This window comes from Nostoc sp., from assembly GCF_041747015.1.
Lineage (GTDB): Bacteria > Cyanobacteriota > Cyanobacteriia > Cyanobacteriales > Nostocaceae > Nostoc.
Map to the genome: position 1 here is coordinate 18617 of NZ_JBGTFY010000229.1, position 15013 is coordinate 33629.

Here is a 15013-nt window from a genome sequence, read left to right on the forward strand (position 1 = left end):
GTGGGGGAAATGTACCTCACAGAGCCGGAGAGAAAAATGAGGTCGTGACCTAGCTAAATTTCTGGAATTCGTCATCATGCATGAACTAGTTCAAGCTGTCTTCAACGGTGATGAAAAAACTGCTCTGCGTCAGTTTATTTATGCGTTGAGTGCTTCAGATAAGCGTTACTTTCTGAGAAATGAGATATTGCAAGGTTTTGCCGACTACTGTCATCAATTCCAAAAGCCAGCCTATTTTTACCACTCTTCTTATGTTGGGAAACTGATACAGTACACCCACGAAATAATTCTTGAAGATGAAAGTACTTGGTTCGTGGTTCGACCCAGGATTGCTAACCAAGAAGTTTGGCAACTGACAGCCGATTTTGATCGGTTCGAGCAGATGACGCCGCAAGCGCTGCTAGATGTGAGAGATCGCTTAGTTAACCGCTACCAAAACCACATCCTCGAAATCGACCTCCACCCCTTTTATGAGAGTTCTTTAAGAATCGACGACGCGAGAAATATCGGTCAAGGTTTAGCCTTCCTCAATCGTTACCTGTGCAATCAGTTGTTGGCTGACCCTGAATATTGGGTAGAAATGTTATTTAAAGCATTACATGGGCTGCAATACGATGGTATTAGCCTGTTGTTGAGCGATCGCATTCCCTCAGGTATTCAGTTAGCTAAACAAATTAAGCAAGCACTCAAATTCTTGAGTGAGCTTGAGCCTGATGAACCTGATGAAAAATTCCGCTCTGACCTCCAAAAACTCGGCTTTGAACCGGGTTGGGGTAACACTGCGGCGCGAGTCAGGGGAACCCTAGAACTTCTCGACCGACTCATTTACTCCCCAGAACCGGGCATCTTAGAAGCATTTGTAGCCCGTGTCCCCGCCGTCTTCCGCGTCGTCCTCGTTTCCGTTCACGGCTGGGTAGGACAACAAGATGTTTTAGGAAGAGATGAAACACTCGGTCAAGTTATCTATGTTCTCGAACAAGCTCGCAGCTTAGAAAACGAACTGCGTGAACAAATCAAACTCGCTGGACTTGATTTGTTGGGCATTAAACCCCACGTAATTATTCTTACCCGACTAATCCCTAATTGTGAAGGGACACTTTGCAACCTGCGTTTAGAAAAAGTCCAAGATACTGAAAATGCTTGGATATTACGCGTTCCCTTTGGGGAATTTAATCCAGAAATCACTAACAATTGGATCTCTAAATTTGAGGTTTGGCCTTATTTAGAACAATTTGCTTTAGATGCAAAAAAAGAATTACTAGCTCAATTCCAAGGGAAACCCGATCTCCTCATTGGTAATTACAGCGACGGTAATTTAGTAGCTTTTCTCCTATCTCGTCGGATGAAAGTTACCCAGTGCAACATTGCCCATTCTTTAGAAAAGCCGAAACATCTATTTAGCAATTTATATTGGCAAGATTTAGAAGATCAATATCACTTCTCGGTACAATTCACTGCCGATTTGATTAGCATGAATGCAGCCGAATTCATCATCACGTCGTCCTATCAGGAAATTGTCGGCACACCGGACAGCATGGGTCAATACGAGTCGTATAAGTGCTTTACGATGCCGCAGTTGTATCATGTGGTTGATGGGATTGATTTGTTTAGTCCTAAATTCAACTTAGTGCCGCCGGGAGTAAATGAGAATGTTTTCTTTTCTTATAGCCAAAAAGAAGACCGAGATTCTAACCTTCGCACACAAATTCACGACCTACTCTTTAGCCACGAAGATCCCCAAATATTTGGTAATCTAGATCACCCTAAAAAGCTACCAATCTTTGCCGTTGATACCATTACTTCCATCGAGAACCTGACTGGTTTAGCAGAATGCTTTGGTAAAAGTCAGGCGTTGCAAGAGCGTTGTAACCTAATACTTTTAAGTAGTAAGCTGTATCCACATGAAGGTATAAACTCAGAAGAAACGGAAGAAATTCAAAAACTCCACAACATTATTAATCAATATCATCTCTATGGCAAGATTCGCTGGTTGGGGATGCGTATCCCTAGCAGTGAACTCGGCGAAGCCTACCGAGTAGTTGCAGATTCTCAGGGAATTTATGTTCATTTTGCCCACTTTGAATCCTTCGGGCGGAGTATTTTGGAAGCCATGATTTCTGGCTTGCCTACTTTCACTACTCAATTTGGCGGTTCTTTAGAAATTATTGAGAATCAAGAAAACGAATTTAATGTTAATCCTACAGACTTGGAAGGAACAGCAAAGAAAATTTTAGACTTCCTGGAAAAATGTGATGCTCATGCAGAATACTGGCACGAAGTATCAGAATGGATGAGCCAGCGAATTCATAACAAATATAATTGGCATTTACATAGCAATCAATTACTACTGCTTGCTAAAATGTTTAGTTTTTGGAACTTTGTTGCTCCGGAAAATAACGAAGCCAGAGATCGCTACATGGAAGCGTTATTTCATCTCATTTATAAACCCAGAGCCGAAAAGATTTTAGAAAAGCATATGGGTGGATGAGGGGACGAGGGGGACAAGGAGAATTAGAGACTACGCTTGGGTTAAGATCCCCCCGCCTCCGGCGACCCCCTTAAAAAAGGGGTAAAAGAGATATTAGCCCCCCTTTTTGAGGGGGGTTGGGGGATCTCCGAACACTAAATATTACTAACCCAAGCGTATTGAATTAGAGACTCATTCATCCACCTTGGAACTCCGTTCATCTCTCTCAAAGACTCGTTCATCCACCTTGGAACTCCGTTCATTTCTCTCAAAGACTCGTTCATCCACCTCGGAACTCCATTCATCTCTCTCAAAGTCGTTAATCCCTAATCCCTATGTCTAATGCCCCACTCCCCACTCCCCATTTTATTTACACAGACTGGATATTAACCGAAACCCTGTTTGACTCTGAAAAATTGCACTCCAAAGAAACCGTTTTTACTATCGGTAATGGATACCTGGGAACAAGAGGCAGTTTTGAAGAAGGGTATCCTCATGCAATGCCAGCTACTTTTATCCACGGTGTCTACGATGATGTGCCGGTGGTGTACACTGAACTGGTAAATTGCCCTGACTGGTTGCCCTTGGTAGTGATTGTGAATGGCGATCGCTTCCGTCTCGATCAAGGTGAGATATTGCGCTATAATCGGCAGCTTGATTTGCGCCAAGGACTTCTCAGCCGCTCTTTGCGTTGGCGCTCTCCCAGTGGGAATACTATAGACATCAGCTTTGAACGCTTTGCTAGTCTTGCAGATCCGCACGTATTGGCGCTACGCTGCTATTTAACGCCAGTAGATTTTGATGGGCTAATCGAAATTCAAGCTAGTATCAACGGCTATCCAGAAAATCAAGGTTTCAATCACTGGGAAGGACTAGACCAAGGCAAGACTGACCAAGGAATCTGGTTACAACGCCGCACCCGCAACTCCCGAATTGAACTCGGTATGGCAGCTAAGGTGACAATATCAGGCATTGAAGCATCTTTGCAAGTCAGTACCGCACCTGGTTATCCGACCTTAAGTACGACCTTCTTAGCTAAAGCGGAACAGACCGTAACAATAGAAAAACTAGTCACAGTTTTTACCTCGCGGGAGAGTGAAACACCAGTCCCAGCAGCTCAAGAAAAACTCGCGCACCTGCCAGACTACGTAACATTACTAAAAGCCAATGAACAGGCATGGGATGAGGTTTGGCAACAAAGTGATATCCTCATTGAGGGGGATGGTACAGCGGCTTTTGCGGTTCGCTACAATCTCTTTCAACTGCTGATTGCTGCTCCACGGCATGAGGATAGAGTCAGCATTCCGGCGAAAACTCTTTCGGGGTTTGGCTATCGCGGTCATATCTTTTGGGATACAGAAATTTTTATGCAGCCCATGTTTCTGTTTACCCAACCAGCGATCGCTCGTAACTTACTCAGTTACCGTTGGCACACTTTGAATGGAGCTAGACGCAAGGCAGCCCATTATGGTTATAGAGGGGCAATGTTTTCCTGGGAAAGTGCGATTACCGGAGATGAAGTTACACCACGTTGGGCTATCGGTAGTGATTTTTATGGTGAAGACGTGCGAATTTGGTGCCGCGATCGCGAAATTCATATCAATGCAGATATCCCCTACGCCATTTGGAACTATTGGCAAGCCACTGGTGATGATGACTGGATGCAAAAGCGTGGCGCAGAGGTGATCTTAGATGCAGCCATCTTTTGGGGTAGCCGGGTCGAATTCAATCCTGAGCGCCAAAAGTATGAAATTCGGGGAGTCATCGGAGCGGATGAATACCATGAATTCGTCCACAACAACGCCTTTACAAACCGCATGGCGCAATGGCATCTAGAGAAAGCGATCGCAGTCTACGATTGGTTGGCTGACAAATTCCCCGAACGAGCTACCGAACTAGAAGAGAAATTAAAACTCACTCCAGAAGAGCGATCGCATTGGCAAGATATCATTGCCAAAATATTGTTTCTCTATGACCCATCAACAGAACTAATTGAGCAGATCGAGGGATTTTTTCAATTGGAAGATATCAATTTAGCAGACTATGAACCACGCGATCGCTCCATGCAACCGATATTAGGCATTGAGAAAACTAACAAATATCAAGTACTCAAGCAGCCAGATGTATTAATGCTCCTATATTTAATGCGGGAATCAGCAGATTTTCCCTACAACAAAAAAGCATTGCAAGCAAACTGGGACTATTACGCACCCCGCACCGATATTACCTATGGTTCGTCCCTTGGCCCAGCAGTTCATGCCATTTTAGCTTCAGATTTAGGCAAATCAACTCAAGCTTACGAACAGTTTATGCAAGCGTTAATGGTTGATCTTGAAGATAACCGAAATAACACCAGTGATGGAATTCACGGCGCTAGTGCTGGTGGCATTTGGCAAGCTGTAATTTTTGGATTCGGCGGCATCCAAATAACCGAAAATGGCCCTGTAGCAAACCCCCACCTTCCCCCTGGCTGGACGCGCCTGAAGTTTAAACTACACTGGCGCGGTCAATGGCATGACTTCGATTTGCGTCCGGGAGTTCAGACAGGAGGAATAACCAATACTTCTCTACGAGACGCTACGCGAACCCTCAGTACAAGTACTCAATACCCAATGCCTAACATCCAAGGATTTATTTTCGATCTAGATGGTGTGTTAACAGACACAGCAGAAATTCACTATTTAGCTTGGAAAAAGCTAGCAGATGAAGAGGGGATACCGTTTAATCGGCAAGCTAACGAAGCACTACGGGGTGTATCTCGTCGTGAATCTCTGATGCTAATTATCGGGGATAAACCGTATTCGGAAGCCCAAATCCAGGAGATGATGGAGCGTAAAAACGGGTACTACGTAGATTTGATCCAAAATATGACACCCAAGGATTTGTTACCAGGAGCGATCGCCCTCTTGGATGAACTGCGGCAAGCTGGGATTAAAATTGGTATTGGTTCAGCTAGCAAAAATGCCCAGACAGTGATCGAGCTATTGGGCATTGCTGATAAAGTAGATGCGATCGCTGACGGTTATAGTGTGCAGCTACCAAAGCCAGCACCCGACCTATTTCTGTACGCAGCCAAGCAGCTAGGACTCGAACCAGGGCAATCTGTGGTTGTAGAAGATGCCGCAGCCGGAATTGATGCCGCTCTAGCCGCAGGGATGTGGGCAGTAGGACTCGGACCCAATGAACGAGTTGGAGCCGCTCATGTTGTCTTGCCCAGCCTAGCAGGCATCAAATGGGCAGATTTAAGAGCCAAATTAAGCAATATTGCCAGACAATAACTTAGTTTAAACTCCAGAAGACCGTACACCGATTAATCACTTTAATTTATTGAAAAAAACAAAAAAAGTAATTGCTTCTATCCTTGAAAGTCTTTAAAGTAAGGTTAGCCACTCAACAAAAAGTAGATTGTAGAGTTTTTCTTAGCAGTAAGTTAAGCAAACAGACTCAGTGGCTTTGGATGTTTAGATGTGAGTTTGAAATATTACGTCTGTGGTGATAATCTCTAATAAATCAGAATACGCACTTCTAGCCCTGTTAGAGTTGGCAACCTGCTACCCTAACGGTGAAGCCCTGCAAATTCGAGAGATAGCGGTATTACAAGACATACCAAACCGCTATTTGGAACAACTTCTGGCAACATTAAGGCGCGGAGGTTTGATTAAAAGTATACGTGGAGCCAAAGGTGGCTACGTTCTAGCACGAGATCCTCAGAAGATCACAGTACTAGATGCTTTTAGCTGCATGGAAGGGTCAGATGCTGTTGACTCTGCTTGTGAGCCAACTCCCAACACGGTAGAAGGTGAGCTAATTCAAGAAGTCTGGCAGGAAGCACGTCAGGCTGCTAACTCCGTTTTGGAAAAATATACACTCCAAGACCTTTGTGAAAAAAGAGCAGTCCGAGTACAGAAGGAACTTATGTATTATATTTAGGATATTAATGCCATTTTTATAAGAAGAATTCAGAATTGGATTCTGTAGGACTGAATAATGAATATTGGTTTAAAACCAAGCTGAATTGTGGGCGAAACAAAATTAAAAGATTTTTCAAGACTTAATACTCTATCTCTTTTCTACGGGACGCTGCGCGTAGCTTGCTTCCCCTCAGGGGTACATGGCTGGAGTATTCTGACTTCTGACTCCTGAATTCTGGTTTATTCTCTGGCAATAACAATATCGTTGGACTTGATGACTGCATAAGCTTCTTTTCCCTCAGATAGTTCCAACTCTTCTGCGGAAGCTCTGGTAATAATCGAGGTTAACTCTACTTTCTGAATAATCTCCAGTGTCACTTCACTATTAACAGCCCCTAAGATAACTCGTTTAACGACACCTTTAAGAATATTGCGAGAGCTAACTTTTAGTGATTTTTTTTGAATACTACTTTCTATCTCAAGCTTTTGAATATAAATATCTTCCTGTTTTTCCTGCTTAGTTGGCAGTGATATTGGTAGTGGCGAGTGCTGATTAAGACTACGCACCAGTTCCCGCAAAATCTCAGTCTTGGTGCGTTGATACTGTTCACAGAACTCCTCCAGAATCTTCCGTTCCTCCTCTGAAGTTTGAAATGTGACCCATCCTTGTTCTTTTCTTGGCATAATATTATCAATTTTGGCGATCGTTGGTACGATTCTACCAAGTATCAATTCGATGTGTAGTTTTACTCAAAAAATTTTTATTGAAGGATTTTCTGGGTTTTTCTAGAAAATTAATTAATCTTATATAGCTTAACTAGATAAATATAGAACTTACGCATTGACAGAAAATACCAAATGTGTGTAATGGAAAAAACCGCATCTGTCGTAAGGGTTTAGCATTGCTAAACCCCTACAGCGCGGATCTATTTACCATCAAAGTAATGATTAATCAAAGCCTGAAACGACCGATTTTGGCAAAAGCATACCATGATTAATTTGTACAGTGCGTAAGTTCTGACTTAATCTACTTTGATTTCTTCTCACCTACTTACTTAGTAGGTAATCAAAATTTGGTATGGGATAATCAACTCTAAACAGTGACTGACCATAAGCAGGCGATCGCCGATACTTATGGTCAGTCTGCCACAATTTGGGAAATATAGTAACCGATCATGCTCAAACCGCCTTAGCGGTTGCTATATTTAGCGATCAGGCACTTAGCTAAAGCAAAAAGCTAAAAGAAAAGTTATTTATTTTTACTTTAGTCTTTTAGATTTTCATTTTATTTGCGCCTATTGTTTAATTCCCCATCTGTAAATACAGAGAATTTTGTTTTTCATGCAATGTTTTAATAAAAACTCGGTAAAATACACCCGGCTGAATTTGCTTTCAGATTCTACCAGTACCCTTTGCTACAAAGTTTTTAATAGAGGAAACTGTTCCTGGGATTTTGTGCTGCTAAATAAGACTTTCACAAAGTAGAAATCACAATATTTTATGAATTCTACTTACTGCTTAGTTTTTATTGCAACGGGGCATGGGAACAACATTTTTTTTGATACCCAATTCACAATTTACCTCTACTTAAATTACACCTTTAAGTTTGGGGATTATCAGCAACGTTACGCAAGCGCATTAGCTGGCGTCGCATTTGATGTGAGGCTTTAAACTCAGATACTTCCTGTGCTTTAACTGATGCTTGCAGCGTCTCTAAAAAGTCGTCAGAACCCTCGGTTAAAGCATCAAGTAGCACCTGTAAGAGTTGTTCGCGATCGCTTAATAAACTCTTTTCCTCAATCAACCGGAATTTGAGATGTATTTCGCACTCATAAACACCTACTTCGAGATTATTTATCTGGCGTGGTAATGCTTTGGAGTTCATAGCTATTGAGATTCCTTTACTTGGTGGTCATGAGGGTAAGGAGGTAGATGTCCAGCAAAAATTCTTTATATCTCTTTTGAATCCAAAGTGCTTGAATTAAGAATTTTTCTTCATCCATCACCTTTGTATTCCATTTTCCTCTCCTGTGTTTTATTTTCAACCTAAATTTTCACTATCTAGATTTTGATGTTCCTGTGCTAGATGTAGCTTATGGTAAGCCATAACTATTATTCAGTTTTTAAGATTCTACACAATAAAGTTTCTGTAAGAAATTGTTCTACCTTTTTAAAGGTTTTTACATCAACTTTATCTGAACGTCAATAACAGTTTGACTTGTTACTCTAACTTTGGTGTTTATACGTAAGTAAAAGCGCTTAACTTTTTTCATTTTATTAAAGCCAGAGGTCGATGTAGCGCTATTCCGTAAAATTACTAGATGTACGTTTTTTTCAGCAGTAAATTCAAAAGAGATTTCTGAACATAGTTATTAAGGAAAAATTTTTGTTCTCCCTAAAAAAATATACACAGGTCAAAATGTTCCAGCCAAGCCCTTCACCCTACTGTCTTCTGGGCTTGATAGTAAAAAAAGTCTCGCAGTAGGTAAGATTAGCAGACCACTCAGACTTGTTTGTATGCCCAAATGAAAACACTCTACCAAGTAATTTTTGCAGATAAATAATTGGACTACTGTCAGTACTAGTAGTAAGTAGATCCGGCTTCAACTCCTAATAAAAGTAGCAAGCTAATCAGTACAGGTGATATTTTTACTTATGCCCATTCAATATACCCTTTTGAAACTGGGTTCAAAGCTTGTAAATTGAGAGCATTCAAGCTCGGATATAGCGTCTACAATAATTTCAGTGTAATCCACCCAAATCTTACACCTTTTTATGGATAACCCGATGCTACTCAAGTCCACAACCCGGCATGTCCGCATTTTTGCAGGTGAAATTGACCGGGATGGCGAACTGGTTCCTAGTCAACAAGTTTTAACGTTAGATGTTGACCCAGACAACGAATTTAACTGGAATGAAGATGCGCTGCAAAAGGTTTATCGCAAATTTGACGAACTAGTAGAAGCATCTAGTGGCGCAGATCTGACAGACTATAATTTACGCCGTGTTGGGTCAGACTTAGAGCATTATCTGCGATCGCTCCTGCAACTCGGTGAACTCAGCTATAATCTCTCTGCTCGCGTTACCAACTACAGCATGGGAGTCCCTCAAGTTGTAATTGACGACAAACAATCAGCTAAAGAGTTGATAGAGGGCTAGCTGAACCCTTCTGTGTCAACTTCCAGCTATTTTCAGATGAGTACTGAGTGGGAATGCCCTCTGTGAGGCTTTGCTGCCTCCCCAAAGAGCATTTCCTTCTTAGAGGATGAATGAACAAGTGGTTGGCTGTGATTTTAGGCACTTCTAGATCCCCCCTAACCCACGCCAGATCCTTCTCCTTGCCGGAGACGCTGCGCGTAGCTTGCTTCCCCGAAGGGGTACAAGTCGGCGGAGCCGCCCAACGCACTGGCTCCCTTAAAAAAAGGGGGGCAACCTCTCTCAAAGTCCCCCTTCTTCAAAGGCGATTGAGGGGGATCTCAAAGTATTTGCTACCAAGAAGAGGACTTGTTCATTCATCCTCTTAGAACCTGGAAACGAGATTACCGAAACAATGCTGAGTCCTGAATCAGTACTCCTGTTTAGCTGCTTTGGTTACTCAGCAATTCTGAAGAGATTTTGAAAATTACATCATTCGTCAGGTATTTTTGCCAAAAGTATATTTAATTATCTTAATTCTTAATTAAAGTTAATTATTGCTATCCTACTTATAAACTAAATAAACACCAACATTAATCTGCCTCTTGATGATGGGGTAATTCAGCAAAAGCAAATAGCGGAGTTATGCTTGGGTTATGCTTTGGTAACAGGGTTGGAGTTAGTTGCTTTGGCGATGAAGAGTCACAGAGCAATAGAAGCTATGATGAGGCTGTAGGGTTGACTTAGGAGCGTATTCTTTGGCTAAGTTAAGTATTAGCACCTGCTGATATCCGCCAACTAAAATCATCATCTAAAGTCTGGGTATGTCAAGTTTCAGAAAGATGAGCGGTCTAGATTGTCCCTACTAATGTTATTAAAGAAATTGCTAATCGCTGATCGGTGCGAAAACTATGGAAAATGATGCGGCAACGCTCCACTGTCCAAATGAAAATTGTCAGGCTGCCAACCCTCTGACCCACAAGTTTTGCCAGCGATGTTCCACGCCCCTACCCAAAAATTATCTGTGGGCTGTGGTAGATAATCCGAGTGTGGGTAGCCCTGGACAAATATTAGCCGATCGCTATTTAGTTATTGATAAATTTGTTCTTTTAGATACGAAGCCTGGTTTATTAACGGTAACGCCTGAGTTAGATAATTTACAGATCCCCAGAGCTTACCTGAGACTTATTCCCTACCGCTTACACGTACCACAGGTATATGGAGTGCTTTTTCTGGCTGACGATCCCTCCCAGCAAGAAATATTACTTTTAGAAAAACCGCCACTATTAGTAGATGAGACGATCCAACAAGTGCATTTGGGCAGCGAGTTAATTACCGCTTGGCGTGATGCTACATCGATGCGCCAACTCAATTGGTTATGGCAAATAGCTCATCTGTGGCAACCTCTTGCGAGTGAAGGTGTCGCCTCTAGCTTACTTGACTCCTATGTATTACGGGTAGAAGGATCACTAGTACGTTTGTTGGAATTGCGTTTCGACGCTACAACATTACTAGAATTGCCTCAATTGGGTGAATTTTGGCAGCAGTTGCTCAGTGATGCCAAACCAGCCGTAGCTGAATTTGTTGAGCACGTTAGCCTTTCTTTAATTCAGGGAAAGATTCACTCATCCGAACAATTAATCACAGTTTTAGATCATGGACTGGCACAATTAGGGCGATCGCAAACACCCACGATCAAAATTATCACCAAAACCGATACTGGGCCAAGTCGCCAACGTAACGAAGATGCCTGTAGCCCCCCCAGTGGCACTCTGGTAAGCAAACCACCCCAGCCAACAGCCTTAGCAATTGTCTGTGATGGCATCGGTGGACACGAGGGCGGCAATGTCGCCTCAAATTTAGCCATTGAAACAATCCAGCAACAGGTACAGCAATTAACAAAAGTTCCCTACGACCACATAGACCCTTCACTGCTGCTTAATGACCTAGAAAACGCCGTGGCAATTGCCAATGACAAAATCAGTCAGCGCAATGACGCTGAAAATCGTCAAGGGCGACAACGTATGGGTACAACGTTAGTCATGGCATTGCCTGTTGCCCACGAAATGTACATTACCCACGTCGGCGATAGTCGTGCCTATTGGATTACACGCCACGGCTGTTATCAAGTTACCCTCGACGATGATGTTGCTTCCCGTGAGGTGCGGCTAGGCTATGCCATTTACCGCGAGGCTGTGCAACAAAGTGCTGCTGGATCTCTTGTTCAAGCTTTGGGAATGGGGTCAAGTAGCTCATTGCATCCGACATCTGGACGGTTTATGCTCGACGAAGATGCCGTTTTTCTGCTCACATCCGATGGTTTGAGTGATTTTGATCGGGTGGAAGAGTACTGGGAAACAGAAATATTGCCGATTCTGCTTGGAGAAACAAATATAACAAATGTTGCCGATAGATTAGTAGAAATTGCTAATACTAAAAATGGACACGATAATGTCACCGTTGCTTTAGTACACTATCAAGTCCAATATTGGGAACCAGAGATCACGATAAAAGCAGTCATTCCAGAGGGTTATTCTGCCAAAACTGTTGATTTGGCGTCCAAAGTGGCAGATACGACACTTTTAGATAGTCCAAAGCACAAAACTCAAGTACTTCCAGAAAATCCGCCTGCCAAGACTTCTAGTTTACCACTACACTGGATAGTCCCGTTAATATTTGTGACCGCAGCAGGCACTTTAGGATTCTTCGTCATGCAACTGCGATCGCCATCAACCTCGTCTCCAATTTTGTCCAATCCCACACCAACACCAACCCCTACCATCGAAGCGATACCCGCACCGCGATCGCTTGCTAACCTTTCTCGTGGTTGGGTAATTAAAACCAACAACGAAATATCCTTGGGAAACAACAAATTGCTTCCCCCGGAAAGTTTTTTAGAAGTTCTCGACACAAAACCAAATCCCAAACCAGCTTCTGGGGATTTTTCAGTATATATGCGAGTCTGTACCAATAAAACTACACCAACTCCAGCAAATACCACAAATTCACCAGCATCCTCTCAAGCACCGTCCAAATCAAAACCTGGATTGAAACCAGAGGAAAAGGTATCGATTAAATTTTCTCAGATGAACCGTTTTAAAGTCTCTGTTTTACAATCAGATGTACCAAGTCCATGTAGAGTTGTCACGCAACCGCCAGTTACTCAACCACCTGACACCAGTCCAACTTAGTTAAATACTCGATAAACTAGTAAAAACCTGGAATAATAACAGGTAACAACCAGAGTAAAAAACGAAGCAAGATAAAAAAGTAAAAAATTTTCACCTTCGAGAATTGTTATCAAAATAGAATTCAGAAGTCAGGAGTCAGAATGAATTATGTATGATATCATGTCCGCTTGATTACTTAGTTAAACCCGGAGAACCCCTCCCCGCCAAAGTTGTGCTTTGTCTCCCCTCCCCGCAGGCAGGGAGGGGTTAGGGGTGGGGTTCTTTTATTATGGGTAATTTGACGGACATGATATGACTGGTAGATAGCGCGGCAGCCTTCTCTTCTCCCTTGGCGCTAGCCTCTCCCTTTGGGAGAAGGAGAGACACTGTTCGCGTTCGAGAGGCTTGTCTGCGACACGCTGCGCGAAGAACGCCAAGGGCATAAATTCGCTTAGAGCGAGTCCGCAATAGCGCAGATGTAGCGAGTATTCAAGCGTTGCGTCTGAACATAACCGGGTTTAAGACCCCATCAAATCTCTAATTTGGTGCAAAATAACTAGTGCTGGGTTTGAATACCCCACTAATTTATTCTGACTTCTGAATTCTGGCTTCTGAATTCTTCTTTATTTGAAATTATTTGTTTTTAGCTTTTAGTTTTATAAATCCATGCCATCCCTGAATTTGGCGATCGCCCGTCTTTTAAACACTGGCACTGACAACTTCGCCATTTGGGTGGTCAAGGCTCCCTATCCCAGTGGCTATGTTTTACGTGACTGTGTATGGCCTGTTGAACTTACTCAAGTCTGGCAAGAATGGCAACAGATGTTTGCCGATCATAGTCACCTAGATACTTCCCCAAACTTAACATCTCAAAAGATCAACCCATTGCCCATAGATTCGATTTCACCCCCTTCATCTCAGACCACTAGCCCCTACAGCAGTCGTCTGATGCAATACTTAGGAATGAATTTATGGCGTTGGGTATTCGACGGACAAATTCTCGGTAGTCTAGAACGCAGTCGTGGTATTGCTATGGGTCAGCATACACGTTTGCGCTTTCGACTAGAAATTCGTGACCCGGATCTCATCGCTTTCCCTTGGGAAATTATGCAGCGTGAGCCTGGTCAATCGGCTATGTCTCTCTCCCCAGATTTACTGTTTAGTCGCACCAGCACTGAAGTTGACCCCTTGCCCTATTTGCGAACTGACCAGGCTTTAAGTATCCTGCTGGTCTTAGGTCATGATCAAAACCTGCAACTAAAACAAGAAGCCGCTATCCTACAGCAAACTCTTGCCGATCCGCCTGTGGGTGGCAATTCCCAAATATATGCACCTTGTACAGTGAATCAACTCATACAACCAACTCCACAGGAGTTGATTCAAGAACTAGAAACCAAAGCATACAATGTTTTCTTTTATGCTGGACATGGTTTGCCAGACCCAGACGGCGGCTTACTGTTTTTGCAACCAGAATGCGCCCTGAATGGGATAGAATTGGCGCAAGTATTGACCCGTACAGGTGTGAAATTAGCGGTTTTTAACGCCTGTTGGGGCGCACAACCAGCTTTTAGCAATCATCAAGCTATAGCTGCTAGCAGTTTAGCAGAAGTGCTGATTCGTCATGGTGTGCCTGCGGTTTTGGGGATGCGCGATAAAATCGCTGACCACGAAAGCCACAGTTTTATTCAAGCCTTTACCGAAGCTCTGCGATCGCACAAACCAATTGATGAAGCCGTAGCACTGGCTAGGCAAGAGTTATTAACACTGTATAAATTTAATCAACCTGCTTGGACTTTGCCTGTTCTTTATCTGCATCCAGATTTTAATGGCGAACTGATCAAGGCTGTTGATGAAGGAATTACGGAACTCCCAGATACAGCCATTCCTGATATAGGTTCTCCCTTTACTGCCTCTTTGCGATCGCTCTCCTCAGGTAAAACCTGGTTATTGCGTTATGGAGTCACCCGCATCGGTCGCACGAAAGACAATGATATTGTCATCCCAGAACCATCTGTTTCTAAACGCCACGCCGAAATCTTCTGCCGCAATACTCTTACTGATGCTACACTCATGCGAACTTATTACTTGCAAGATTTTTCAACCTACGGGACAACCTGGTTTTTAAGTCCTAATGGTTGGCAACAAATCCTCCGAGAGGAAGTCCCCTTGAAATCGGGAATGCAGTTAAAGTTTGGAAGTGCTAGAGGTGATATTTGGGAGTTTATTATTAAAGACTCGTAGCAGAGTTATTGCATAAAAAGAGGTAAAGGGCAAAGGAAAAGGGATGAATTATGTCATACGCAATACCTGCACGGCTTTTTACCGTTTAA

The 15013-nt window shown here is 42.9% G+C and carries 8 protein-coding genes; 6 read left to right on the forward strand and 2 right to left on the reverse strand.

Translation table 11 applies throughout. The features are described 5' to 3' along the window. Positions 1–76: 76 nt before the first annotated feature. The 3 genes from ACEW80_RS18375 (at position 77) to ACEW80_RS18385 (ending at position 6397) form a co-directional block, all read left to right on the forward strand. A complete protein-coding gene (locus tag ACEW80_RS18375) occupies positions 77–2488 on the forward strand; it encodes a sucrose synthase (protein WP_373527972.1) in 2412 nt (803 codons plus the stop codon). A gap of 314 nt (positions 2489–2802) precedes the next feature. Beyond that, complete coding sequence (pgmB, locus tag ACEW80_RS18380) at positions 2803–5745, forward strand: beta-phosphoglucomutase (RefSeq protein ID WP_373527973.1); 2943 nt, start codon at positions 2803–2805, stop codon at positions 5743–5745. A gap of 214 nt (positions 5746–5959) precedes the next feature. Further along, positions 5960–6397: an Rrf2 family transcriptional regulator gene (locus tag ACEW80_RS18385; RefSeq protein WP_373528003.1), complete on the forward strand. Its 438-nt coding sequence runs from the start codon at positions 5960–5962 to the stop codon at positions 6395–6397. A 221-nt stretch (positions 6398–6618) separates the two neighbouring features. Here ACEW80_RS18385 and ACEW80_RS18390 read toward each other — a convergent pair whose 3' ends face one another. Next, on the reverse strand, positions 6619–7062 hold the full coding sequence (locus ACEW80_RS18390) for a molybdopterin-binding protein (protein WP_373527974.1): 444 nt from the start codon (positions 7060–7062) through the stop codon (positions 6619–6621). Between the two features lie 916 nt (positions 7063–7978). After that, positions 7979–8263, reverse strand: a complete 285-nt coding sequence (locus ACEW80_RS18395) for an Npun_R1517 family heterocyst differentiation transcriptional regulator (RefSeq protein ID WP_373527975.1) — start codon at positions 8261–8263, stop codon at positions 7979–7981. Between the two features lie 890 nt (positions 8264–9153). Between ACEW80_RS18395 and ACEW80_RS18400 the strand changes: the two genes are divergently transcribed. The 3 genes from ACEW80_RS18400 to ACEW80_RS18410 all read left to right on the forward strand — a co-directional run bounded on the left by ACEW80_RS18400 (position 9154) and on the right by ACEW80_RS18410 (position 14924). Further along, on the forward strand, positions 9154–9537 hold the full coding sequence (locus ACEW80_RS18400) for an NAD(P)H-quinone oxidoreductase subunit M (RefSeq protein ID WP_373527976.1): 384 nt from the start codon (positions 9154–9156) through the stop codon (positions 9535–9537). 887 nt (positions 9538–10424) lie between these two features. Then, positions 10425–12704: a protein phosphatase 2C domain-containing protein gene (locus ACEW80_RS18405; RefSeq protein ID WP_373527977.1), complete on the forward strand. Its 2280-nt coding sequence runs from the start codon at positions 10425–10427 to the stop codon at positions 12702–12704. A 645-nt stretch (positions 12705–13349) separates the two neighbouring features. Continuing rightward, a complete protein-coding gene (locus ACEW80_RS18410) occupies positions 13350–14924 on the forward strand; it encodes a CHAT domain-containing protein (RefSeq protein WP_373527978.1) in 1575 nt (524 codons plus the stop codon). Positions 14925–15013 lie beyond the last annotated feature (89 nt).